Annotated in this window: 26 protein-coding genes; 13 read left to right on the forward strand and 13 right to left on the reverse strand. The window is 50.1% G+C overall.

Going from position 1 to position 24,345, the window contains the following annotated elements; all coding sequences use genetic code 11:
- Positions 1 to 77: 77 nt before the first annotated feature.
- From ABD852_RS15695 to ABD852_RS15710, 4 genes are all read left to right on the forward strand, one after another.
- Positions 78 to 1,322 carry an amidohydrolase/deacetylase family metallohydrolase gene (locus ABD852_RS15695; RefSeq protein ID WP_345030595.1) on the forward strand — a complete coding sequence of 415 codons (1,245 nt, stop codon included), beginning with the start codon at positions 78 to 80 and terminating at the stop codon, positions 1,320 to 1,322.
- An 87-nt stretch (positions 1,323 to 1,409) separates the two neighbouring features.
- On the forward strand, positions 1,410 to 1,877 hold the full coding sequence (locus ABD852_RS15700; RefSeq protein ID WP_345030596.1) for a RidA family protein: 468 nt from the start codon (positions 1,410 to 1,412) through the stop codon (positions 1,875 to 1,877).
- A gap of 280 nt (positions 1,878 to 2,157) precedes the next feature.
- A complete protein-coding gene (locus tag ABD852_RS15705) occupies positions 2,158 to 3,186 on the forward strand; it encodes an RluA family pseudouridine synthase (protein WP_345030768.1) in 1,029 nt (342 codons plus the stop codon).
- A gap of 88 nt (positions 3,187 to 3,274) precedes the next feature.
- The gene (locus ABD852_RS15710; protein WP_345030598.1) at positions 3,275 to 3,718 is read left to right on the forward strand and encodes a GNAT family N-acetyltransferase; all 444 of its coding nucleotides are present in this window, start codon (positions 3,275 to 3,277) and stop codon (positions 3,716 to 3,718) included.
- A gap of 175 nt (positions 3,719 to 3,893) precedes the next feature.
- On the opposite strand, the gene ABD852_RS15715 is transcribed toward ABD852_RS15710, so the two are convergent.
- A complete protein-coding gene (locus tag ABD852_RS15715; protein WP_345030600.1) occupies positions 3,894 to 4,421 on the reverse strand; it encodes a CopD family protein in 528 nt (175 codons plus the stop codon).
- 186 nt (positions 4,422 to 4,607) lie between these two features.
- Here ABD852_RS15715 and msrA point away from each other — a divergent pair, with 186 nt between their 5' ends.
- Both msrA and ABD852_RS15725 read left to right on the forward strand, forming a co-directional pair.
- A complete protein-coding gene (msrA, locus tag ABD852_RS15720; protein WP_345030602.1) occupies positions 4,608 to 5,174 on the forward strand; it encodes a peptide-methionine (S)-S-oxide reductase MsrA in 567 nt (188 codons plus the stop codon).
- 139 nt (positions 5,175 to 5,313) lie between these two features.
- Complete coding sequence (locus ABD852_RS15725; protein ID WP_345030604.1) at positions 5,314 to 5,844, forward strand: hypothetical protein; 531 nt, start codon at positions 5,314 to 5,316, stop codon at positions 5,842 to 5,844.
- A 92-nt stretch (positions 5,845 to 5,936) separates the two neighbouring features.
- Here ABD852_RS15725 and ABD852_RS15730 read toward each other — a convergent pair whose 3' ends face one another.
- The 5 genes from ABD852_RS15730 to ABD852_RS15750 form a co-directional block, all read right to left on the reverse strand.
- Complete coding sequence (locus ABD852_RS15730; protein ID WP_345030606.1) at positions 5,937 to 6,302, reverse strand: SxtJ family membrane protein; 366 nt, start codon at positions 6,300 to 6,302, stop codon at positions 5,937 to 5,939.
- Positions 6,303 to 6,312: 10 nt separating this feature from the next.
- Positions 6,313 to 6,462, reverse strand: a complete 150-nt coding sequence (locus tag ABD852_RS15735) for a DUF5989 family protein (RefSeq protein ID WP_345030608.1) — start codon at positions 6,460 to 6,462, stop codon at positions 6,313 to 6,315.
- Positions 6,463 to 6,513: 51 nt separating this feature from the next.
- Positions 6,514 to 7,626 carry an SGNH/GDSL hydrolase family protein gene (locus ABD852_RS15740; protein WP_345030609.1) on the reverse strand — a complete coding sequence of 371 codons (1,113 nt, stop codon included), beginning with the start codon at positions 7,624 to 7,626 and terminating at the stop codon, positions 6,514 to 6,516.
- A gap of 36 nt (positions 7,627 to 7,662) precedes the next feature.
- Positions 7,663 to 9,525 (reverse strand): carbamoyltransferase family protein, encoded by a 1,863-nt coding sequence (locus ABD852_RS15745; RefSeq protein ID WP_345030610.1) that lies wholly within the window; start codon positions 9,523 to 9,525, stop codon positions 7,663 to 7,665.
- Positions 9,526 to 9,834: 309 nt separating this feature from the next.
- Complete coding sequence (locus tag ABD852_RS15750; RefSeq protein ID WP_345030612.1) at positions 9,835 to 10,089, reverse strand: 4a-hydroxytetrahydrobiopterin dehydratase; 255 nt, start codon at positions 10,087 to 10,089, stop codon at positions 9,835 to 9,837.
- A 269-nt stretch (positions 10,090 to 10,358) separates the two neighbouring features.
- On the opposite strand from ABD852_RS15750, the gene ABD852_RS15755 reads away from it, so the two are divergent.
- From ABD852_RS15755 to serS, 4 genes are all read left to right on the forward strand, one after another.
- Entirely contained in the window at positions 10,359 to 11,030 is a 672-nt protein-coding gene (locus tag ABD852_RS15755) for a tetratricopeptide repeat protein (protein ID WP_345030613.1), read from the forward strand.
- A gap of 78 nt (positions 11,031 to 11,108) precedes the next feature.
- Positions 11,109 to 11,612: a 6,7-dimethyl-8-ribityllumazine synthase gene (ribH, locus tag ABD852_RS15760; protein WP_345030614.1), complete on the forward strand. Its 504-nt coding sequence runs from the start codon at positions 11,109 to 11,111 to the stop codon at positions 11,610 to 11,612.
- A gap of 19 nt (positions 11,613 to 11,631) precedes the next feature.
- A complete protein-coding gene (locus ABD852_RS15765; protein WP_345030615.1) occupies positions 11,632 to 12,972 on the forward strand; it encodes an aspartate kinase in 1,341 nt (446 codons plus the stop codon).
- A gap of 45 nt (positions 12,973 to 13,017) precedes the next feature.
- Positions 13,018 to 14,292 (forward strand): serine--tRNA ligase, encoded by a 1,275-nt coding sequence (serS, locus tag ABD852_RS15770; protein ID WP_345030616.1) that lies wholly within the window; start codon positions 13,018 to 13,020, stop codon positions 14,290 to 14,292.
- Positions 14,293 to 14,356: 64 nt separating this feature from the next.
- Here serS and ABD852_RS15775 read toward each other — a convergent pair whose 3' ends face one another.
- Entirely contained in the window at positions 14,357 to 15,307 is a 951-nt protein-coding gene (locus tag ABD852_RS15775) for an acyl-ACP desaturase (RefSeq protein ID WP_345030617.1), read from the reverse strand.
- 232 nt (positions 15,308 to 15,539) lie between these two features.
- On the opposite strand from ABD852_RS15775, the gene ABD852_RS15780 reads away from it, so the two are divergent.
- Positions 15,540 to 16,292 carry a lysophospholipid acyltransferase family protein gene (locus tag ABD852_RS15780; protein ID WP_345030619.1) on the forward strand — a complete coding sequence of 251 codons (753 nt, stop codon included), beginning with the start codon at positions 15,540 to 15,542 and terminating at the stop codon, positions 16,290 to 16,292.
- A 193-nt stretch (positions 16,293 to 16,485) separates the two neighbouring features.
- Complete coding sequence (locus ABD852_RS15785; protein WP_345030621.1) at positions 16,486 to 16,863, forward strand: hypothetical protein; 378 nt, start codon at positions 16,486 to 16,488, stop codon at positions 16,861 to 16,863.
- Positions 16,864 to 16,890: 27 nt separating this feature from the next.
- Here ABD852_RS15785 and ABD852_RS15790 read toward each other — a convergent pair whose 3' ends face one another.
- The 6 genes from ABD852_RS15790 to ABD852_RS15815 form a co-directional block, all read right to left on the reverse strand.
- The gene (locus ABD852_RS15790) at positions 16,891 to 17,358 is read right to left on the reverse strand and encodes a GNAT family N-acetyltransferase (protein WP_345030623.1); all 468 of its coding nucleotides are present in this window, start codon (positions 17,356 to 17,358) and stop codon (positions 16,891 to 16,893) included.
- Positions 17,359 to 17,378: 20 nt separating this feature from the next.
- A complete protein-coding gene (ctlX, locus tag ABD852_RS15795) occupies positions 17,379 to 18,329 on the reverse strand; it encodes a citrulline utilization hydrolase CtlX (RefSeq protein WP_345030624.1) in 951 nt (316 codons plus the stop codon).
- A 97-nt stretch (positions 18,330 to 18,426) separates the two neighbouring features.
- On the reverse strand, positions 18,427 to 19,140 hold the full coding sequence (locus ABD852_RS15800; protein WP_345030626.1) for a DsbA family oxidoreductase: 714 nt from the start codon (positions 19,138 to 19,140) through the stop codon (positions 18,427 to 18,429).
- A 159-nt stretch (positions 19,141 to 19,299) separates the two neighbouring features.
- The gene (locus ABD852_RS15805) at positions 19,300 to 20,280 is read right to left on the reverse strand and encodes a YheT family hydrolase (protein WP_345030628.1); all 981 of its coding nucleotides are present in this window, start codon (positions 20,278 to 20,280) and stop codon (positions 19,300 to 19,302) included.
- Between the two features lie 9 nt (positions 20,281 to 20,289).
- The gene (locus ABD852_RS15810) at positions 20,290 to 20,667 is read right to left on the reverse strand and encodes a co-chaperone GroES (protein WP_345030629.1); all 378 of its coding nucleotides are present in this window, start codon (positions 20,665 to 20,667) and stop codon (positions 20,290 to 20,292) included.
- Positions 20,668 to 20,732: 65 nt separating this feature from the next.
- A complete protein-coding gene (locus ABD852_RS15815) occupies positions 20,733 to 21,749 on the reverse strand; it encodes an alpha/beta hydrolase (RefSeq protein WP_345030630.1) in 1,017 nt (338 codons plus the stop codon).
- 376 nt (positions 21,750 to 22,125) lie between these two features.
- Between ABD852_RS15815 and ABD852_RS15820 the strand changes: the two genes are divergently transcribed.
- Positions 22,126 to 24,345, forward strand: a complete 2,220-nt coding sequence (locus ABD852_RS15820; RefSeq protein WP_345030632.1) for a bifunctional alpha,alpha-trehalose-phosphate synthase (UDP-forming)/trehalose-phosphatase — start codon at positions 22,126 to 22,128, stop codon at positions 24,343 to 24,345.

The following is a 24,345-nucleotide window of genomic DNA, read 5'->3' on the forward strand; positions in this document are numbered from 1 at the left end:
CTTTGAGGTGTGAGGTTTGAGCCGTAAGCCGCACAAACGACCCGCACCTCACACCTCACTACTCAAACCTTGTACCTATGAAGAAATCAATCCTAAGCGTTTTCCTGGCTGTTGTCGCCGTATTGGCGCAGGCGCAGGAATATTCAGTTCTTATAAAAGGGGGGCATTTGATCGACCCCAAAAATAACATCAGCCGGGTAATGGACATCGGCCTGCTCGATGGGAAAGTGAAGAAAGTAGCCCCCAATATAGACCCCAAACAGGCCCGGCAGGTGGTGGACGCGAAAGGCATGTACGTAACCCCCGGATTAATTGACATTCACGGCCATATCTTTGCGGGGACGCAGGCCAATCACTACCTGAGCGACGGGTTCGTGGCGGTGCCGCCCGACGGGTTCACCTTTCGTGTCGGCGTAACCACGATCGTAGACTGCGGCGGTGCGGGCTGGAGCAATTTCGACACCTTTAAACGGAATATTATTTTCAATTCGCAAACGCGGGTCCTTTCGTTCATGAACATCGTCGGACAAGGCATGCGCGGCGGCAACTGGGAGCAGGATACCAGCGATATGGACCCCATGATGGCCGCAGCCATCGCCGTCAAAAACAGGAACGACGTAGTGGGCTTCAAGGTCGCGCACTTCCAGGGCCGGGACTGGAAGCCGGTAGACAACGCCGTAAAGGCAGGGATGATAGCCAAAATGCCGGTGATTGTTGACTTCGGCGGCGCGAAACCCGCGCTCTCATTGGAAGAGCTGTTCCTGAAACACCTCCGTCCGGGAGATATCTTCACCCATACTTACACGCTGCTGCCCGGGGATATTCGGGAAACGATTGTCGACGAAGCCAGCGGAAAGGTAAAACCCTTCGTTTGGGAAGCCCGGAAACGCGGGATTATTTTTGACGTGGGTTACGGCGGTGCAAGCTTCAACTATACCCAGGCTATTCCCGCAGTTAAAGAGGGATTTCTCCCAACCACCATCAGCACCGACCTTCACATCGGCAGCATGAACGGCTCGATGAAAGACATGCTCTCCATCATGTCCAAGTTTTACGCGATGGGCATGAAGCTGGAAGATGTCATTAAGGCCAGCACCTGGGAGCCCGCCGTTGTCATTCAAAGGGAAACGCTGGGCCACGTGTCGGAAGGCGCCATTGCAGACCTCGCGGTCTTTTCCATGCGGAAAGGCAATTTCGGCTTTTACGACAAAACCGGCTACAAGGTGAGCGCCAAAGAAAAACTGGAATGCGAAATGACCATTAAAGGCGGTAAAATTGTTTACGACCTGAACGGAATTGCCACCCCGGTTTACTCGAAGTAACAACCTCGGGAACTTTGCGCTATTACCAGACAAATCTCCCTATATTACCACGATCATCCCTAGTATTCATACTTAACACGTAATTTCATGAACACAGAAAAAAGAAGATCGCTGCTGAAAAGACTGGTAGCCTCGGTTGCCGGCGTAGCCGGGCTGGGCACCATGGCAAGTGCCAAAAATGCACCCGATGCAGCGCCGGAAAAGGAAGTCGGAGACGTAGTAAACTACCAGGACGTACCCTTGTTTTCAGGGCATACCAAATTCGGCAATCTCATTTTTGTGGCCGGGAAAGGCGCCCATTTCGACGGCGATATCACCGCACATACCAACCATGTACTGGACGAGCTTGAAAAAGAGCTGAAAAAGGCCGGCTCCTCAATGGAAAAGGTGCTGAAAGTAAGCGTCTTCCTCCATGATCTGAACGATTACAAAAAGATGAACGAAGCTTACAAGGGCCGGTTCGGGAACAAGCCCCCCTGCCGCACCACCGTGGCAGTGTATGGCGGCGTGCCCGGCGATTCACTTGTAGAAATGGACTGTATTGCTTATATCTAGGGTTTCCCTGCCAATGGAAATTCAAGTAGCTTTCCTGCGTTTTACCGATAACTGAAAACTATCGGTAAAACCGGGACTGACGTTGACGGATGAAATCGGAAGTCGGAGGTCGGAAATCGGAAGACAGGAGTCGGAAATCGGAAGACAGGAGTCGGAAGACAGAAATCAACCGCTTCGATATGCGGCGCAGCCGATTTCCGATTTCCGACCTCCGACTTCCCACTATATTGCCGGAACTGTCTTACTTTTGCTACCCGAAAAGAAAGCAATTGATCGTGATATGAATACAGAACCTGTCCTTGAGGAAGACGACGACGAGCTATTTGAGCACTACCGGCTGGTTGCCGACAAGGGACAAGGGCTGATGCGGCTGGATAAATACCTGAGCCTTCATGTCCAGAATGCTTCCCGCAACAAGGTTCAAAACGGTATCGAAGCCGGAGCCATTAAGGTAAACGACCTGCCCACGAAAGCCAGCTATAAAATAAAACCGGGGGATGTTGTCACCCTGTCGCTTCCCAAGCCCCCGAGAAATACTGACATTCTTCCGGAGAATATTCCGCTGGACATCATCTACGAAGACGACGAACTGCTGGTGGTCAACAAACCCGCCGGCATGGTGGTACATCCTGCGCACGGCAACTGGGAAGGCACACTCGTCAATGCGCTGCTGTACCATTTCCGGAATCTACCGACCTCGGCCAACGGTGAAATCCGCCCCGGGCTGGTCCATAGGATCGACAAAGACACTTCCGGGTTGCTCGTCATTGCCAAAACCGAATTTGCCATGACGCACCTTGCCAACCAGTTCTTCCATCATTCCACCGAACGAACGTACCTGGCTTTGGTATGGGGCGAAATGAAGGAAGAAAAGGGCACTATTACCGGCAATATCGGCCGGAGCGTTAAAGACCGTAAAGTCATGGCGGTGTACCCGGACGGGGACCAGGGCAAGCATGCCGTCACTCATTTTGAAGTAGTGAAACCGCTCCGGTACGTGTCGCTTCTGAGGTGCAACCTGGAAACCGGTCGTACCCACCAGATCCGTGCGCACCTTCAATACAAAGGGCACCCGCTTTTTAACGACGCAGCCTATGGCGGCGACCGGATTCTGCGGGGTTTGCAAGGCGGAAGCTATAAAGCGTTTGTGGAGAATTGCTTCAAACTAATTCCGAGACAAGCCCTGCACGCCAAGTCGCTGGGGCTGGAACATCCCAGGACCGGCGAATGGCTCCAGTTTGAAGTAGATCTTCCCGAAGACCTGAAAACAGTAATCGAAAAATGGGAGAATTACCTGAACTACAACTAAGTATCGCGACTGTTTAGGTATCTTTGCGCCCAAAGCCCTCCGGAGAGGAATTGCCAGGCCTTATCCGTTCACCAAAAATGATACCGACATGAGCGTAACGATACGAAAAGGTACGAAAGAGGATGTGCCATCCGCCTTCCAGCTGGTAAAAGAGTTAGCAATTTTTGAAAAAGCTGCTGATATCCTCGTCAATACGCCGGAAAAAATGAGCCGCGATCTTGACAACAACCTTTTTAACTTTATTGTTGCCGAAAAGGACGGGCACATCATCGGGATTTCACTCTACTATTTCCGCTATTCCACCTGGAAGGGAAAACGGTTGTACATGGAAGATATCATCGTTACAGAATCGCATCGCGGAAATGGCATAGGGAAGCTCCTGTTCGACGGCACGGTAGCGATCGCCAAAGAAATGGCCTGCACCGGCATGATGTGGCAAGTCCTGGACTGGAATACATCTGCCGTTAACTTCTACCGGAAGTACGGCACCAGCTTTGACGACGAATGGATCAATTGCAATCTTGACTTTTAGTGGGAGTCGGAAATCGGAGATCGGAAGTCGGAAATCGGAGGTTGGAAATCGGAAATCGGAGGTTGGAAATCGGAAGTCGGAAATCAGAGATCGGAAATTTAGAAATGGAGAGTTAAGAACTCTTCATAAGCGGTGCGGCCGATTTCCGACCTCCGATTTCCGACCTCTCCTCCCGTTACTTCCTGTTCCGGTTGACCAGCTTCACGGCAACCATGATGGACACCGCAAACAATACCACTCCCAGGACACCCCATATCCAATCCAGCGAGCTTTTCAATACCACCAGGAATACGATTGCGACCAGGAGGATGGTCGCCAGTTCGTTCCACAATCTTAGCTGCACGGAAGTCCACCGGAAAACACCCTTTCTGACTTCCAGGAGTAGCTTGCGCGTATAAAAATGATAGTAAAGCAGCACCAGGACAAAGGCGAGTTTCAGGTGCATCCACCCCTGGCTAAGCCAGTCGGGTACCAGGAATAACATAGTAACGCCCGAGGCGAGCGTCAGGCACATAGCCGGAACCATAATGGCATTAAACAACAAACGCTGCCACTTTACGAGGTGCTCCCCCAGCGATTTCCTCCCTTCTTCAGGCAAAACCTGCGCCTCGGTGTGGTAGACGAGCAGCCGTGGCAAATAAAACAACCCGGCAAACCAGCTGACTACCGAAATAATATGAATGGCTTTGATGTAGAGGTACATTTTACTAACCCTATTTCCGATTCCGCCCGAAACTTTTAACGCGCAAATTCTGTTTTTAATCCAACCATGCGACCTGAAAAATACTACCTGATTGCGGCGCGTTACGGCGCACTCTTTTTACTGCTCTGCTGTGCAGCTCTCCTTTCTTGCGCACAATCCGACAAAAGTGGGACTAAAAAAACGAAAATGGAAATTAATACTTTATCTGCCATTCCGGGAGTTGGGGTGGCAACGTTCGGCAACGGTTGTTTCTGGTGTACCGAAGCGGTATTTGAAACGCTGGACGGCGTTTATGGCGCAGTATCGGGGTATTCGGGCGGTACGCTGAAGCATCCTACCTATAAGGAAGTCTGTACAGGAAATACGGGCCATGCCGAAGTGGTCAAGGTCTATTATGACCCCAAAAAGTTAAGCTATGCAGAGCTGCTGCAAGCATTTTTCAGAAGCCACGACCCGACTACCCTCAACCGGCAGGGTGCAGACGTAGGCACGCAGTACCGTTCGGTTATCTTTTACCACGACGACGCCCAGAAAACATTGGCGGAGTCCATTATCAAGGAACTGGATTCTTCGGGGGCATATGCCAAGCGGATCGTAACGGAAGTGAAGCCGGAAGCTCCCTTTTACCCGGCCGAAGATTATCACCAAAGTTACTTTGAGAACAATCCGGAGCAGGGCTACTGCGCGGCGGTGATCGCTCCCAAACTTGACAAGTTCCGGAAAGTCTTTAAGGATAAATTAAAAAACAAATAGTCTCCGCTTAACATGCGGCCGCTTTTACCGTTGAATAATCCATTTTGCCCGCTCAGCAAAATTTAGCCCCCAATCTTTGATACATTAGCTTTATTGTTGTTCATTTGCATCTCATTGTATGTTCAAACTTTAGAAACAGATGAAAAAATTATTCGCAATTTTCGTTATGGCTACAGCAGTTTTTGCTGGTACTAACGCCCACGCCCAATTTGAGAAAGGAGACAAATTACTGAACGCTGGTGTTAACCTCGGCGGCACCTACGGTGGCGGCGGCGTCGGTTTAGGTGCTTCTTTTGAAGCAGGCGTTCATGACTTCATAAGCGTTGGTGCACAGCTGGACTGGGTATCCTGGAATTACGGTTGGACAGGTTACAAGTGGAAGTATAACTTCACTACTATCGCTGCGCGTGGTTCATACCACTTTGGAAAACACTTCCTGCAAATGGATAACCTCGACCTTTATGCCGGACCTGCTATTGGTTATCGTATTTCTAAGTACAAAGATCCTAGCGGTTACAGTGGCCCGTCGTATGTAAGCTCGTATGATAACGGCGTATTTTTTGGTGCTTTTGCCGGAGCACGCTACTATTTCAAAGAAAACCTGGGTGTTTTTGCTGAAGTTGGGTACAATGCTTCTCCGCTGAAAGCAGGTATTACCTTGAAGTTCTAATTGAAAAAATATTATAAAGAAAAAGCCCCGGACATCCGGGGCTTTTTTTACGTCTTAGTAATTCCTGCGCTGAAAAGTTCAGCACCTATCTCTTACCAGACATTCTTCAAATCCTTCGCCACATACTGGTGATTCCGTTCGGTAAATGCCGATTTTGAAGGATCTTTTCTGAGTCCCAACAGGTTTTTCCCCCGACCGGTACGCGCCATCAGGGCTACCGGAAAAAGGACCAGGAAGAAAATAATCGAGAGCAAAATGCGGCTGTTTACATAACCCAACCCTTCTGCAAGCTTGAACCAGCCTTTAACGATCAGATCGCCCAAAAAAGGAACAAACACACTGGCCAGCCCCACGAATACTCCTACATATAAAAGCCAATCCCGCTTAAAAATAAAATATAAAACCAGCATACCGGTCACAATGACCAGCTGCGCTTTCGACTTATCTTCCGACGCCATACGCTCTTCTCTAAAACAATGTATAAATAAACGGAGCTACCGCAGACCCGCCTCCGATAACGATCAGGATACCAATCAGTAGCAGCACGAGAATTACCGGCGCTAACCACCACTTCTTTCTTTCCTTGAGGAACGCGAACAAATCATTAAGAAAATCCATAGTCAAATAAGCAGGTATTGTTTTGTACCGCGGGCTAGTCCCGTCGGCTTGTTACTTAATTATTTCATAAAGTTTATCGGCAATAACCGCATTAACAGCTGCACTGGCGTGCCCGTCGTTCTTCCCCACAATCCGCTCTTTTTCCGGTATAGCTGCGATTTCCTTTTTCAAAGTAATCACTTTCACCCCCTTTTCCTTTAAAAAATCCTCTACAGGACGGGTATAACCTTCACTCTTGTCGAGCTGGAACAGGAACGGCACAAATACAGCACAAACCGGGGCGCCCGTACTGTCGCCATAAGCCAGGATTTTTGAGAGGTCGCTGAAATGATTTTTCAAAACAGTGGAGTCCGAATAGGCCTTTTCCACGAACTGGTCAAAAGTACTGAACTGCGCATGCGGAAGCTGCCAGTAAATAAAATTGGGCAGGTAAAACCGCCTGACTACCTGCTCTGCAATACCTTTGACGTCGTCAAAGGGTTGTCCCCCCGTGATTTTGAGACCATTTGCCTGAGCAACCCGTTCAATATCATTCGGGAAATATTGCAGTACTATAACGTCGGGCTTCACCGGATATTCTGCCAGTCTTTTCGCTTCGTCGCCTGTGTCGGAGCCCGAAACTCCCAGGTTTCTAACCTCGTAACCCTCGCCCAACTTCTTTTCAAGCTGGTTAGAAAAGCGCTCGTCCACCGTTTTCAGCCCATGTCCCGCTGAAAAAGAATCGCCTATAACGAGTACCTGCTTCTTGCCCGGCGCAGGCTGCGGTTCCCGGTCACGGTACCCCAATGCATTCAGCGGCTTCCAGTATTTGCTCCACCAAATCTGGGAAGCTTTTGAAAGCACACCTTCATGACTTTGCGGGACAAACATAAAGATAACCTCGACAAAAATCAGGAACAGCGAAAGGGGGAACAACAGCGTCATCAGGTTGGAAACCCAGCCTCTTTTCGTGTTTTTCACCACGCCGTAGTAGAAGCACCGCAGCAGCTCCACAGCGACTAACACCCAGAAAACGGTCTTGCAAAGGCGTAAAAAAAGACTGTCGCTCAGCGGATACTGGGGATACGACAGGGTAATCCCTACCCGATCCGGCAGAAATAATAAAACAAAAAAAGCGCCGAGAAGGCAAATCCTGAAAATACTGCTAACCAGTTTTGACATCATGGGTGTAGATACGTACCGGGTTCGTAGATTAACGACTTAATCGAGCACAAACTCTTCCTGCCAATTATCGCGTTCGGTCCATTCGGGCTGCTCGGTCTTGCTGAACACATAATTACCGACCACCAGATAGTCCATTTCGGTGCGCATAAAGCATCGGTAGGCATCGTTAGGCGTATGCACAATCGGCTCGCCGCGTACGTTGAAGCTGGTGTTTACCACAACGCCGTAACCCGTCAAATCTTTAAATGCGCTGATCAACTGGTGATATTTCGGATTCGTCTCCTTATGTACGGTCTGAATCCTCGCAGAATAATCAATATGCGTGATAGAAGGCAGATCAGAACGCAGAAAATAGAGTTTTTCCCGTACATCTGCGGCATTGTAGCCTTCCGGTAAAGGATGCCGCCTTCTTTCGGCCACCGGGTGAACAAGCAGCATATAAGGAGAAATCCCGTCGTAATCGAAATATTCGCTTACATCTTCCGCGAGCACCGAAGGCGCAAACGGCCTGAATGACTCCCGGTATTTGATTTTCAGGTTGAGCTTTTTCTGCATCTCCGCATTGCGCGGGTCACCCAGGATACTCCGGCCCCCCAGGGCGCGCGGACCGAACTCCATTCTTCCCTGCACCCAGCCTACCACATTGCCTTCCGCCAGAATCTTGGCCACGTCTTCCGACAATTTTCCGAAGTCCTCGTAGTGGGTATAGACCGCCTTGTATTTTTTAGCGGTGAGTTTCACATCGAGATCTGAAAAAACCGGCCCCAGATATGACCCTTGCATGGCATCCGGCTTCCAGTCAACAATCCTTTCCTTTCCAAAATAAATATGGTAACCGGCGAGAGCAGCGCCCAGCGCCCCGCCGGCATCACCCGCGGCCGGCTGAATATAAACCTCATCAAATACTCCTGACTTCTGCAATTTGCCGTTTGATACGCAGTTAAGCGCAACGCCTCCGGCAAGGCACAAATAATCGGCACCGGTCAACCGCTTGGCTTCTTTCGCCATCAGGACCATCGATTCTTCGGTAACACGCTGAATGGCCAGGCCGAGGTTACAGTGCACGGCGTCGAGGCTGTCCTCGGGATTCCTCTTTTTAAACCCGAAGAGGGCTTCCCATTTCTCTTCATTGACCATCTTCAGCCCGGTCGCATAGTCAAAATAATCCTGGTTCAGCCAGACGGAACCATCTTCCTTCAGCTCTATCAGGTCTTTCTTGATAATTTCGACATAGCGCTGCACGTCTGCAGACCCCGGATCACCGTAAGGCGCAAGTCCCATCAGCTTATATTCACCGGAGTTCACACGGAAGCCCAGGAAATAAGTAAATGCTGAATAAAGCAGCCCGAGGGAGTGCGGAAAGCGGAGCTCTTTCAGGATCGTAATATCTTTTCCTTCGCCGAGGCAAATGGAAGCAGTAGCCCATTCGCCCACACCGTCAACCGTCAGGATGGCTGCTTTCTCAAAAGGCGAAGGATAATAGGCACTGGCCGCATGAGACAAGTGATGTTCCGGGAAAAGCATTTGCACCGGCTTCTTTTTGTCATATCCCAACTTGACCAGTTCTTCGTTGATCATCCTTTTGAGAAACATCTTCTCCTTGATCCAAACCGGCATGGAGGTAATAAACGACTTCAGTCCCCTGGGAGCGAAGGCATAATAAGTCTCCAGAAGGCGCTCGAATTTCAGGAGGGGCTTATCGTAGAAGACAATTGCATCAAGCTGATTCAGAGTTGTACCGGCATATTCCAGGCAAAATGCAACGGCATTGGACGGGAAACCCGGATCGTGTTTCTTACGTGTGAATCTTTCTTCCTGCGCTGCCGCCACAATGACGCCATTTTCGATAATGGCCGCTGCTGAGTCGTGGTAAAACGCTGAAATACCAAGAATTATCATCAAAAAAAAATTTCATTTCAAACCGCGTACAAAAGTAATATTTCTACCGAGGTTTTTTGAAAATAAAAGCATCCGCCGATCATTTTTTGCCCCCGCCAGTAGTTGGACACAGGCGTACAACCCCATTTCCCGGCCGGGATGGAATGACCTGTCACCCGATTTATCCGATTACAAATGATTAACAACCAGCTAAATACTTTCCTTTTTCGAAATTCGAATCAGTTCCAAAAAAGGAGGACGTTGTGTGTTGTTCCATAAAGGCCGTCCGTGACTTACGGATGGTCTTTATTTTTCTATTTACGGCTGTTGCTAGTGGTTTGTCCTTTCACGGCGCGCCCAGATTTCATCGATCCGTTCAGCCAGATCGCGGTCTTTCTGGGTAACGACGTGGCCGGCACTGTGGGTGGTCAACTTAATCGTGACTTCATTATACGTATTTGACCACCACGGGTGGTGATCCAACTTTTCCGCCAGAAATGCCACCTCCGTCATAAAAACGAACGCCTCCTTAAAGTCATTGAACTTAAACCGGCGCACCAGATGCTGTTCTTCTTCTTTCCACATACGATCTTCTTTTTTAATTGAAATTTACCAAAATTAAAACTTAATCAACAGTAACCTCTTTAAAACAAGGCATCAGCGCGGGATAAAAAGGGTACGCGGCGACGGTTTCAAACCGCTCATGTTTCGCCGTCGCAGAACGGCACCGGGAGACCTGCTAAACTTTTTACCGCTAACACGCTTGTATATAATAAGTTTTTCTAAATTTGCAGTCCGAAATTAGAACGATAGTGTAGCAACCTATGTGTGCCAAAAAATCAACAGATACTCATTTGGAGTTTTTGGAAAGCTCTGAAGGCTTGGCCAACGAACTGGACAAAGCTCAGAATTTCTTTCAAAGCAACAACAAACTGTTCCTCATCATCGGTGGTGTGCTGCTTGCCGGACTGCTGGGGTTTGTTGGGTATCGTTATTACCAGGACGGTAGGGAAGCTGACGCTCAAAAAGCCCTTTATAAAGCCGTTTACGACTTTGAAAGCGACTCTCTTAGCCTTGCTTTAAAAGGAAAAGGCGGTAATGAAGGCCTCCTGAGCATCGCCGATAATTATAGCGGAACGGATGCCGGCAACCTGGCCAGTTTCTATGCGGGAGTTGCACTTCTTAAAGATGGAAAATTTGACGACGCTATTCAGCGGCTCAAGTCATTCGGCTCTTCAGACCTGCTTCTGCAGGGTCGTGCCTACGCATTGATCGGCGATGCGTACATGGAAAAAAACAATGCTAAAGAAGCCATTGATTATTACAAGCGGGCTTCCGACTATAAGGCAAATGCATTTTTTACCCCCAGCTATCTTTTGAAGCTCGGGCTTGCTTACGAAAAAAACAGCCAGCCGAAAGATGCGGCTTCGACCTATAAACGTATTATCGACGACTTCCCCATGTCGAGCGAGGTGATGAACGCCAAGAAGTACCTGGGCGTAGTCGAAGGCCAAGTCGGTGAGTAGAAAAACTTACAGCCATTCCGGAGAGGATAAAGCCGACAAGGTTTTATCCTTTTTTTATTTGAAGTAAAAATAACTGATATGTCGAGTTCCGATAAAAATCTCAGCACTTTTAGTACCGAAGGGCTGGAAGACGTTTCCTCCCTGAAGTTTGCCATTGTGGTGGCAGAATGGAATACGGAAGTTACTGAAGCCCTCTTCGAAGGCGCCTGGCAAACGCTCATCAAGCATGGCGTCCGCGAAGAGAATATCTTCCGCGGAAATGTGCCCGGCAGCTATGAGCTCACGCTCGCTTCACAATGGTTTGCCGAAAGAGAAGACATCGCCTCGGTAATTGCGCTTGGCGCCGTCGTCAAAGGAGAAACACTTCATAATGAATACATTAATCACTCCGTTGCGCAGGGGCTGACCAACGTTTCATTGAAATACAACAAGCCCGTTATATTCGGCGTGCTGACCCCCAATAATATGGAACAGGCACTGGACCGGGCAGGCGGCAAGCATGGAAATAAAGGCGACGAAGCCGCCATTACTGCTCTTAAAATGGTCTCGCTGAAACAGCGGCTCAATCTTAACCAACAATAAAAAGAATACCTTTTAGTATATGCAAGTCTGGAAATTTGGAGGCACGTCCGTAGGGAAGCCCGAGCGCATGAAATCTATTCACCGGCTGGTAGTATCAGATCCAGGCCGTAAAATAATCGTCCTGTCTGCGCTATCCGGCTCCACCAACGCACTGCTCAGCATCGGTGAGTCAGCCTATGCAAATGATGTTGCCGCAATTGATCAAAAGATCGCTGAGCTCAGGGCGCACTACGATGCCTTCGTAGCAGAGCTTTACAGCACAGAAGACGGCCTGGCGGCTGGGAAGGAAATCGTTGCGTCCGAATTTTCCCATATTGCTTCATTGACGGGCATCAGGCCCTACACGTCGAAGCAGGACAAGGAGCTTGTCGCTGAGGGCGAGATCTTAAGCACCCAGCTTTTTGCCGCTTACCTGGCCGAACAGAAAGAGAGCTCCGTGCTCATTTCCGCTCTTGATTTCATGCATATCGATGCAGATGCAGAGCCGGAAAGTAAGCTGATCGAGACCAAGCTCGATGCCATTCTTGCTCAATACACCGACAAACAAATTATTGTTACCCAAGGATTTATTTGCCGGAACCCGAGAAATGAGATCGACAACCTGAAAAGGGGCGGGTCCGACTATACGGCATCGCTTATCGGCGGTGCGATCCGGGCGGAAGAGATCCAGATCTGGACAGATATTGACGGTATGCACAATAACGATCCGAGAATCGTGAAGCGGACATTCCCGGTCCGGGAGCTGAGCTTCGAAGAGGCTGCAGAACTGGCATATTTCGGCGCCAAAATTCTCCACCCCAGCACGATCACGCCTGCAAAAATCAGGAATGTGCCGGTGAGGCTGAAAAATACCATGCAACCGGAAGCTCCGGGAACCCTGATTTCCACCCGGACCTCGGGTGAGCAGGACGTGAAAGCAATTGCCGCCAAAGACAATATCACGGCTATCTACATCCATTCTACCAGGATGCTGAATGCATACGGTTTTCTGAGGAGGGTTTTCGGCATTTTTGAAAACTACAAAACTCCGGTAGATATGATCACGACTTCGGAAGTTTCTGTGTCGGTGACCATCGACAACCCGGCTCACCTGGAAGCGATTTCGGCAGAACTCCGTGAATTTGCCGACCTCGAAGAAAATGACCGCGACCAGACCATCATTTGTATCGTGGGGAACTTCAGCGCCGATAAAGCCGGTATTGCCTGGAAAGTGCTCGATTCCGTGAAACACATCCCGATCAGGATGATTTCCTATGGGGCCTCAGAGCACAACCTGTCGCTCCTGGTGCATACCTCCTATAAGGAAGAGGCGCTGAACGCATTGAACGAAAGCCTGTTTTTCCAGAATACTCCCGCTTAGCAAACCCATAGCGGGCTTACCAAGACAACACCAACGTAAAGGACCATGCTACAAATCGGAAGTATACGTGAAAATCCGCAGTGGGCCATTGATGGGTTAAAGAAGAGGAATTTCCCCCTTCCGGATGAAACCATTGCCAGGGTATTGGATCTGGACCGGAACCGCAGGGAGCTGCAGGCCGAATCCGACAATATTCTTGCAGTAGCCAATAACAAAGCCAAAGAGATCGGTTCGCTGATGAAGGCCGGCGAAAAAGCCGCTGCCGAAAAAGCGAGAGAAGAAACAGCGGCGCTGAAATCGCGGACAAAAGAACTGGAAAGCCTGTTGAAAGATGCAGAGAATGCCCTGTTCGATGAGCTGGTAAAAATTCCGAATATCCCGCATGCTTCTGTTCCTTTCGGTAAGTCGGCAGACGACAATGAAGTCGTCGCCAACTGGGGCGAAGTCCCGGCATTGCCTGAAAATGCACTTCCGCATTGGGAACTAATCAAAAAGCTTGACATCATCGATTTTGAGCTGGGAAATAAGATAACGGGTGCAGGTTTTCCGGTGTACAAGGGTAAAGGCGCGCGCCTGCAAAGGGCCATGATCAGCTTTTTCCTCGATCAGGCAGTACTGGCCGGATATACAGAAATCCAGCCCCCGTTGCTGGTCAACGCAGACTCCGGCTTTGCTACCGGTCAGCTTCCGGACAAAGAAGGGCAGATGTATGAAGCCACTGCCGACAGTCTTTTCCTGATCCCGACGGCCGAAGTCCCGATTACCAATTTATACCGCGACGTCATCGTGGCAGAGGATCAGCTTCCTATCAGGAATGTGGGTCACACGCCCTGTTTCAGGCGTGAAGCCGGAAGCTGGGGCGCCCATGTCCGCGGCCTGAACCGGCTGCACCAGTTTGACAAAGTTGAAATTGTGCAGGTACAACAGCCTGAAAACTCCTATGAGGCGCTGGATCAGATGGTTGCTCATGTAGGCGGGCTATTGCAAAAACTGCAGCTCCCCTACAGGATACTACGGTTATGCGGCGGCGATATGGGCTTCACCTCCGCGATTACCTACGACTTTGAAGTGTGGTCCTCTGCACAGGAGCGCTGGCTGGAATGTAGTTCCGTTTCCAACTTTGAAACCTACCAGTCCAACCGCCTTAAACTCCGTTACCGGGTCGACGGGAAAACCCAGCTCCTGCATACGCTGAATGGCTCTGCATTGGCATTGCCGCGGATCCTTGCGGCTCTCCTGGAAAACAACCAGCTGGCAGACGGCACTATCAGGTTACCTGAGGTCCTTGTGCCCTATACCGGATTTGATCGGCTCAGCTAACGTTGAAGCGCCTTTTGTAAAAGAAAAACCTGCATCCTGCAGGTTTTTCTTTTACAAAATCTTTCTATTTGATCCAGCTGAACTGGTATTGCATTTCGGGAACCCGGGTTCGGTCCGCAATTCTTCTCAACCGGGCCGGGAGCGCCATCAGGTAATCCCTGCCCTTCTCGGCCGCATCGTTAAGGCCGCTCACTTTTTCAATTTCCCATTCCTTAAGCAACCCCTCCAGGATTTCAATATAATCGATGGTGGTGTATACGCCCAGCCTCTGGGCTGCGTCAGAAAAATGGGTAAAGGTTTCACCTATCTTCACCCCCGTTTCACGGAGAAAATGTGCCGGCATAACAATCTTCTTCCGCATCATGTCTTCCAGCGCCAGCATCATCTCATTGGGATCTACTTCCAGTATCTTGGCAACGAATGTTTTGTAAGCCTTCGCGTGCCGCATTTCATCGGAAGCAATAACCCCGCAAATTTTTGACAGGTGCGGATTGCCGTATTTCTTGGCGATGGTAGCCGTTCGCCGGTGAGACACATTGGTCGCCAGCTCCTGGAACGATGTATAAATGAAGTTGCGGTAAGGGTCCTGGCCCGTTCCGATATCGAACCCGTCCTGGATGAGATACTGCGTCGATACTTCCATCGCCCGCATGTTTACCCTTCCCGAGAGGTACAGGTACTTGTTAAGCAAATCTCCATGCCTGTTTTCTTCGGCGGTCCAGGCACGTACCCATTTCGCCCAGGCATTAGGCTCCTCACCCTGCTGATCAATCCCAATAACGTCCATCAACCAGGATTCATAAGTGGGCAGGGCTTCTTCGGTAATGGTATCCCCAATCAAAACCGCTATATAATCATACGGCAGGTCATTGCAGCTTTCCTGGAGAAGCTTCACTTCTTTCAGGTAATTTTCGTCGGAGAAGTCCGGCAAAAAATCGGCGGGCTGCCAATGATCTTCCACAGGCCTCAGATAATCGAACATAACGCCCTCAATCTTCTGCGCGAGGTAATTCATAACCTCTAATCTGTGCGGTGATAACTGCATAAGGATATACTTACTCTATTCGGTTAGATTACAATGGAATGACTTTCTTCCAGCAAATTAAGCTTCCTGAGGCTTCGGATCCTATGACATTGGTCAATCCGGCCATTTTGTAAAGTTCGCTAATATGTGATAAACATATACTAAATGTACCCTTTTTCATACCAAAAATGCTTATTTGCACCTTTGTTTATTTTTTCGAGACATGAAACGCGTAGTCGACTATCTCCTCAGTATTCTGTACATGATTCATTTCGGCCTTACCCTGGCTCTTTTTCATGTCTACCAGGTTATTGTGTTTACTCTATTCGGAAGAAAGGGCCAGAAGGTAGCCGCCGATCACCTCAATTTCTCTCTTACCTACGGTCTTCTGTGGACCGGCGCCTCCATACGATTCGAGCATAAAACCCCCATTCCCGAAGGACGTCCGATCATCTTTGTCGCCAACCACCAGAGCACTTACGACATTTCGGGAATCAGCTGGTTCCTGAGAAAATATACGCCTATTTTCGTTTCAAAGATAGAGCTTGCCAAGGGCATCCCGAGTGTGTCCTACAACCTCCGGAAAAGCAACGCCGCACTCATCAACCGCAAAGACAGCAAACAGGCCATCACCGAGATCGCCCGGCTGGGAAAGCATATCCAGGAAAACAATTTTTCCGCGGTAATCTTCCCGGAAGGCACCCGTACCCAGTCGGGAATCATGAAACCCTTCGCAGTAGGCGGGCTTGCCACACTTTTAAAACGGGCGCCCGGCGCCCTCATCGTACCCGTTGCAATCCAGGGAACAGGCGCGCTGAACCCCACGCGTGGGATTTTTCCCCTGGTCTCCTTTACAAAGCTCTCCTGGACTTCACTGGAAGGAATAGAACCCGCGGGCCACACTGCCGAAGAACTCACTCAAATGGCCCGGAATGCCATCCAGCAACAATTGGATCTAGCCATCAAGCAATCCTGAAATGCAGCTATCGCCTACCTGCATTTCAAAACAATCTCCTGTTAACAGCACCGGTATTGTGTCTTTTTTTAACTACAAAACCGCGAATTTTTACTAGCAGGCGAGGTTTAACAATCGTTAACAAGCCTCCGTGTAAACTTTTTTGCCTTTCGTGCGTTCTAATACCAAAACATAGCGTTTGGAACTATTGGCCATGAAATACATTTTAACCGTCTCCCTCCTGTTTGTGCTCGCGATGGAGGCGGTGGCCCAGAAAGCTTCTCGCTACCGGAACGTTTTTGAGACAGAAGCCGCAGACCAGGTTGTCATAAAAGAACTACAACGTGAAGTTCTTGAAGGCATACAGGTCGGCAGACAAAACCGGCAGTTGTCGGCAAAAGAGGCCCGCGGCGTTCTCAAACAATACAGCCGGATTTCTTCACGAGAAATAAAGCTGTACAAGAAAAGAAAACTGAATATGCGCAAACTGGCACAGGTCAGAACCGATCTTGAGTCTTTGGTGCAGCAGTTGTACGCGACGGTAAGATTTGAAAAAAGTCAACGGGGCGGATGGGTCCGCGCCAAAAGATAATGATATAGTTAGTTGAAGGTTTAGGTGTTACGAAAAGCGGTCTGCATATTGCGGTCCGCTTTTTTTTATCTCCTTCACCCATTTCAGGTGCGTATCGGCGAACCCTTCCCGTGCATAGAATCGATGGGCATCCAGCCGCTTCCGATTTGTAGACAGTTCCACCTGTGTGGCTCCCGCTTTCCCCGCAAAGGAGATCAACGCTTCCAGCAATGCCACCCCTACCCCACAAGACCGGAACCCAGGCGCTACATACAACTCCTGAATCTCGGCGATGGCTTCCGCATGATGCAACAGCCACTGAACGTGACAACTCCCCATCCCGACCGGCTTCCCTTCCGCTTCCGCCAGGATATATATATTTCCTTTCGCCTGCATATTCTCTCGCCAGGCCCGCGCAAAACCATCACGCGGCAATTCTCGCCCCGACAATGCTTCGTTGAAACTCAGGAAAGCTCCCTCGTCTTCCAACGTGGCCGTACGTATCGAAATATGCATCCTGGGTTTCAAGAAGTCTCCTATTTTTCCGGCAGGTGAATTTCAGTCATCATACAGCGGGCAGAACCGCCGCCCAACGCTTCAATCACGGAGAGATCCGCATAAATCAACCGGGCTGTAAACTCTTCCAGTATGGTTTTCTGCTGTGTGGAAAGCGAATGAAATGCCGCCGTCGACATCACCATCATTTTCTGGTTCTGGTTGTTCCGAACCATCAGCATATTCCCCGCAAAAGCAGCAAGCTGCTCCGGGAAAATTTCGATAATCTGCTTGTCCGTTTCTTCAAGCACCTTCCGGAGGTTGTAACGTTCATCCTCATTTTTCAACGCATTCAGGCACACCACAGCAAATCCGTCGCCTATACACATCATTACATTGGTGTGATAAAGAGGGTAGCCTTTTTCGTCTGATGCGCTGAACTGCACGATCTCGTACCCCATCGCTTCTGAGAAGGCCTGTAGCGGTTCCAGGTGAGTTCTAGGCGACAAGGCAGCATAGGCAATTTTAAACCGGCGGTCAAACACCATACTACCTGTCCCTTCCAGGAACTTACCTTCCTTTTCAAAATGCGACAAATCGATAATTTCCTCCACCTGGAACTTGTCCCGCAGGCTCTCGATAATGTCCAGCCGTCGCTCCCGCCGGCGGTTCTCCGCCAGCATAGGATAGAGCACTACCTTCCCGCTCTGGTGAAAGGAAACCCAGTTATTGGAGAAAACGGCATCCGGGCTGGCAACATCCTCACGATCTTCAAAAACAGTAACTTCCACCCCCGCCGCCGCAAGATTTGCAACCATGGCGTCAAACTCTTCTCTGGCCGCTACCGCCGGGTCGCGCTTCATAAGAACGTCGTGCTGGAAGACGTTCGTCTGCCCCGTTTCCGCATTATAGCCAAACGATAATGGCCTGATCATCAACTGCTTTGACGTTGCCTGAGGCTGAACTGTTGTTGAAATCTGTACTTTGCGCATGGATCAATTCGTTCTGGTGGAATCTCCAAAAGTTAACAAAAATAAGTGAAAAGTCACGTTACTTTTGCCGACAATCGCCAATATCACAACCGGTTAACTAGGCGCAACCCGACTCCGGACTGCACGAAGGGCCGTCTCCCACCCGGGTCAAAACAACCGGCGGATTTTGAGCTTCCCATTCCGAAAATGCCTTCGAAAGCGCTTGTACAAACCTCTCGACCGGCTGCGCGCCGGAAACCGCGTATTTGCGATTGAACACAAAAAAGGGGACGCCGGTCAGCCCGAGCTGTGCTCCCTCTTTGACATCGCTCTTTACTTCTTCGGACAAACGGCCGCTTTCAAACATGTCCGCAACGTCCTCCCCCTTCAGACCTAACGATTGCCCGAGTTCGGCCAGAACCGCGCGATCCGAGACATCCTTCCCAGACACGAAATGCGCCTCAAAGAGCTTTTCCTCCATTTCGCTGCCCATACCCGACTCCTGCGCCAGGTGGATGAGGCGGTGAGCGTCAAAAGTATTGGCCACCACCACCTTTTCAAAATTCATTTGCAATCCTTCTTCCGCCGCCCTGTGCGCCAGGTTGTCACTCATCTCGCGGGCCTGCTCCGGCGAAAGCCCTTTACGTTCCGAGAGGTAAGTGTAGGTATCGGTACCGGGGGCATTTTTCGGGATAGAAGGGTCCAATTGGAAACTCTTCCAAACGGTTTCTATCCGTTTTCCTTCTTCGAACGAGGCAAGCGCCTCTTCATAATGATGTTTCCCGATGTAACAAAACGGACACATAACGTCCGACCAGATTTCTACTTTCATTGGAAATGACGTGATATTCAGAAATAGAAACCAGAAGTGGTTCGATCCATACAACCCGGTTTCATCAATTCTTTGGGGTAAAAAAACAGAACACGGACCATACGAAACAGGTCCGTCTTTTTGACAACAATCCCCAGGCAATGAATGTTCAACCGGGCCTTACTTCATTAAATCAACCAGGAAGTTTGTGGCCACCTTCTCGGACCAATAGGGTCCGTTTTTCGCACCACGTTGCAGGAAACCGCAGTGCCCGCCCTGGCTGGAAAGCCAGAGGTTCACTTTACTGAGCCTTTCCAGCTCTTTTAAGGGGAGGCTGTATTCGGGTACCATCGGATCATTCGCCGCATTGACAATCAGCGTGGGCCGGTCAATGGTAGAAAGAAAATACCTCGCACTGCAGCTGCTATAATAATCACCGGCGCCTTCATAACCGTGTAACGGTCCCGTGTAAAGATCATCGAAGGCATATACGGAAGTCGCGTACCGCAGTTTGGCGGCATCAACGTGTGCGGGATGCGCCCGGGCCTTTTCTTCAACTTTAATCTTCAGGCTTTTCAAAAACCGCTGCTGATAGATCCGGTTGACAGGTTTGTCCAGGTGAAGGCTGCAAGCCTCCAGGTCCAGCGGGACGCTGAAACAAACCGCTCCCGCTACTTCCTTCGGGCGGAGGCGGCTTTCTCCCAGGTATTTCAGAGTCAGGTTTCCACCCAGGCTAAAGCCAACCAGCGCAATTTGCCTGTAACCGGTCCCGATGGCATGACGAATCACCAGGTCCAGGTCTGCAGTCGCGCCGCTGTGGTAGAACCCCGGGGTAAGATTGAGTTCGCCGCCGCAACTACGGTAATTCCACGCCAGGCAGGAAAATCCCGCGCCCCGCAAGGCCTTCACCATGCCCTTCACATAGGGACGGTGACTATCGCCTTCAAAGCCATGTGAAAGAATAACGAGCGGTTTATCGTCCATTTGCGGGCCGGCTTCACACCAATCCAGCAAAAGAAAGTCACCATCCGGGGTAGGTAAACGTTCGCGCCTGTAAACAACACCCTCTACCGTCCTGAAGAGAGCGGGGTACACCGTTTGCCAGTGGCCATTCCAAAGCCACAGAGGGGTCTGGAAACCGGGATTTCTGACGACTCCCATAAGCGTCGGTTATGCCAGATCTTCGCTGCGGTCTAGCAGCAAGATGGCTGACTGCGGCACCACCACATACTTTTCGCCGTCATACTCCAGGTCAATCGCGTTGCGCTGGAGATAAATAGCGAGGTCGCCCTCCTGGGCCTGAAGCGGCATATATTTGACTTTCTCGTCGGCGTCCTTCCATACCTCGTCCTCTACCGCCGAAGGGATCGGGTAGCCTGGTCCTACTTTAATCACATATCCCGACTGGACCTGCTCCTTTTCCGTCACGGTAGGCGGCAGGTAAAGACCACTGTTGGTCCGGTCGGTCGGGCTCTTGGGCTTAATTAACACCCGGTCTCCTACCACTAACAAACGCCTCAGCCGGTTATCGGAAGTCACTTCAAACATATTAATACTGAAAAACTACAATGATCCGGCAAAATTAGGACAATCGGACGGAAACCAAAAACGATTCAATTCCCCGCCGGCGTATTTTCCACGGGTGGCAGTTTCAGCACCTCTTCGAAAAACTTTTCGGTTTCGCGCAATACGCCGTCCAGGTCATGGGAGGTTAAATAGCTGGTCATTACGTGGTGACCGCTCTTGGGGAAAACCACTTCCCTTTTCTTATCTGCCGGGGTTCCCAGCAACCCAAACATGTCACGCATGGCTTCCACCGACACCGTTTTATCTTGTTCCTCTTCATTTTTGTAATAATACCCAAGAAAAACCGGCATCTTAATCTTCTCATACACCTCTTTTTTTGCCACCGCATCCATGGTCTGCTGGAGTGTGATCAATCCGCGGGAACTATAACTGTTCATCCAGTATTTTTGTCTTTCGGGGGTGTAGTCATTTAACATGCGTTCTCCTATTGCGATACGGACGGCCTTCTCTCCCCAGGGCCCCGTAGCCACTTTCAGGGCACTCTCATAAATATCCAGGCAGGGCGAGTACAGAACCACGCCCAGAAGATCCGGGTTAGTGGAGGCGAGATATACGCTCAGTAGCCCTCCCGCCGAATTCCCGACTAGGATCACTTTGTTCCCCAATACCTTGCCTATGGCCAGGGCGCGCTTGGCCCCTTCCAGAAAAGATTCGGGCGTAAGGTTCTGGTAGGCATCTGGATTGCTGATGCCGGCATCTTCCAGCCGCGACAGGTAAAGATTGGCGCCATACCGGGCAGCCAGTTGCGTATGGATCGGTTCTCCTTCCGCCCAGCTCGCACCAAAACCATGAATATAAACGATGCTTACCGCTGTCTTTTGCTTTCTGGCTGTATCAGCCCAGATTATCCGGGCTTCATTGTCCGGCTTCAAGCCCGGTACCGACGCTTCTGACAATTTGATTTCCTGTTCCAGAGCTACCAGGTTGGTATCTACAGTGGGTAATTGAGGGTTTAACATGGCATGAGGGACCTTCGGACCAAAAAGAAAAAGCAGGAGCGTAACCGACGCCAATCCCGCTAGAATCCATAAAAAGCGTTTCATATCGTAAGAGGTTCGAGGTGTGAGGTATGCGCGATGAAGCCGGGGCGAGGGGGTATCCCGCAGCCCGCTGTTAAAGATCCGAGGATTTTTGAAAAATCCCAAATGTTGCAACTTGTCCAACGACTTGATGTAGCCGGCAAACCGGGGCCTGTCCTTCAAAAAGCGGTCCTTTATCCCCGTTGAAGTCAATAATTCCGGTGTTCAGCCGTTATTAATACTACTGATTGTTCTCTGCCAGCCACTTTTAAAGAGCGAAAAACGCAACCTGGATACCGGCATTTGCTGCTATCGGGAGACCGTCGGCCGCTTGATTAATCCTGAGAAACAGCTTCCGGAAATGCCGGCAGCAGGTTCTGAATAGCTTCCTGAAACTAACATGATCAACAATAAAGGAAAACTTATTATTGCCGCTTACCGGCTGCCGTTCAAAATCGTCTACCAGAATAACCACCGCGAATTATTTCAAAACTCGGGGGGTCTGGTTTCGGCGGTATTGTCTTTAAGTACTCAGAAAAATTACCCTTTTTCTGGAAACATCAGCTGGGTAGGCCACTCGGAAAACACAGCCCTAGAACTACAGGAGCTAACACACGAAGCCGGGCCGATCGACGCCATCCCGGTGACCATCCCGGCAGAAATCAATGCCCTTTATTACGAGGGATTCTGTAATGACCTGATCTGGCCGCTTTTTCACTATTTCCCGTCCGAAGCCAATTTTGACAAGACGTATTTTGAGGCCTACCAGGCAGCCAATCAGCTGTTTGCCGATAAAATTGCGGAGATTACGGAACCGGGCGATACGATCTGGATCCACGATTACCAGCTTATGGGCCTGCCGGCGCTGCTGAGGGAAAAATTCCCGGGTAACACCATCGCGTTTTTCTTCCACATCCCCTTTCCGTCGTTTGAGATTTTCCGCCTGCTTCCTGTATCCTGGCGTAAATACCTCATCGACGGGATATTGGGTGCCGATCTTATCGGGTTTCACACCAACGATTACGTGCGGTACTTCCTCGGGACCGTCCAGAGGCTGTACCCCCAATACGAGCAGCGCCTCCATTATCTGAATCTCGGTAACCGGCTCGTCGAGATCGACGCCTTTCCCATCAGTATTGACTTCAACAAGTTTGACGATGCTTACCAACAGCCCGAGGTCGTAAAAATACGCACTGAAATCAAGCAGCACATCCCGCATAAAATCATATTTTCCGTCGACCGCCTGGACTATTCCAAAGGGCTTTTACACCGGCTGATCGGGTATGAACTGTTCCTCGAAAACAACCCCGGCTGGCGCGGGAAGGTCACCTTCCTGATGGTGGTTGTGCCGTCGAGGGACACCATCGGGCAATACCAGCAAATGAAAACCGAAACCGACATGCTCGTCGGGAAAATTAACGCAAGGTTCGGGGAAATCAATTGGCAGCCGGTGATTTATCAATACCGGTCTTTGCCCTTCGAAGAATTGGCGGCTATGTATTCGGCGAGCGACGTGGCGCTTATCACGCCGGTACGCGACGGTATGAACCTGGTTTGTAAAGAGTACGTCGCCAGCAGGCATGACAACCGGGGCGTTTTAATTTTAAGTGAGATGGCGGGCGCGGCAGCTGAGCTCTCCGAGGCTATTCTCATCAATCCGACAGACAATGACGATACGGCAAATGCCATTCAACGCGCCCTCGAAATGCATCCGGATGAACAGGAAGGCCGGATGAAAGCCCTGCGGCAAAGACTCAGAATATACGATATTGACACCTGGACAAACGATTTTTTTGCGCAGCTCAGCTCACTCGAAACCGAGCAGGAACGGCTAAAACATACCTATCTAAAAGGCAAAACCATGCGTGACATCAAAGAAAAATATGCCAACGCTGCATCCCGTATCATTTTCCTCGATTTTGACGGTACGCTCGTCCCCATCGAAAGAAACCCACAGGAGGTGAGGCTGTCGGAAGACATGGCTGAAATACTCCGCAGGATGGTTGCCGGCAATACCGTTGTCATTGTCAGTGGCCGGGACCGGCGCTTTCTTGAAAGGGAAATCGGCCGGCTGCCGGTTTATATTGTTGCTGAACACGGCGCGCTCGTCCGGGATATTGATACCAGGCTCTGGACACCTGTTTACGATAGCATGGATGATTGGAAGGGCGCCATCAGGCCCATTATGGATCTTTTTGTTGCCCGGTGCCCCGGCGCGTTTGTGGAAGAAAAAGAAACCTCGCTCGCCTGGCATTTCCGGGTGGTCGCCGATAAACAATATGCGCAAAGAAGGGCAAACGAGCTGTCATGGCAGCTTCATAATTTCCTTCATCCCGAACTCAATCTCCAGATTATTAACGGCAATAAAGTGATTGAGGTAAAGAAAACACACTACAATAAAGGCACGGCGGCACTAAGTTTTCTTGAAAATAAACCTTACGACTTTATACTGGCAATGGGCGACGACACCACAGACGAGGACATGTTTGAAGCGTTGCCGGAAACAGCCTATACCATAAAAATAGGAGAAGACCTGTCCGCAGCCCGCACCCACTTGCCTTCGCAGAAAGACGTACTGCCATTTTTGAAATCTCTCCTGGCCAGCCCAGGCAAACTATAG

It is taken from the genome of Ravibacter arvi (genome assembly GCF_039540405.1).
Classification (GTDB): Bacteria; Bacteroidota; Bacteroidia; order Cytophagales; family Spirosomataceae; genus Ravibacter; species Ravibacter arvi.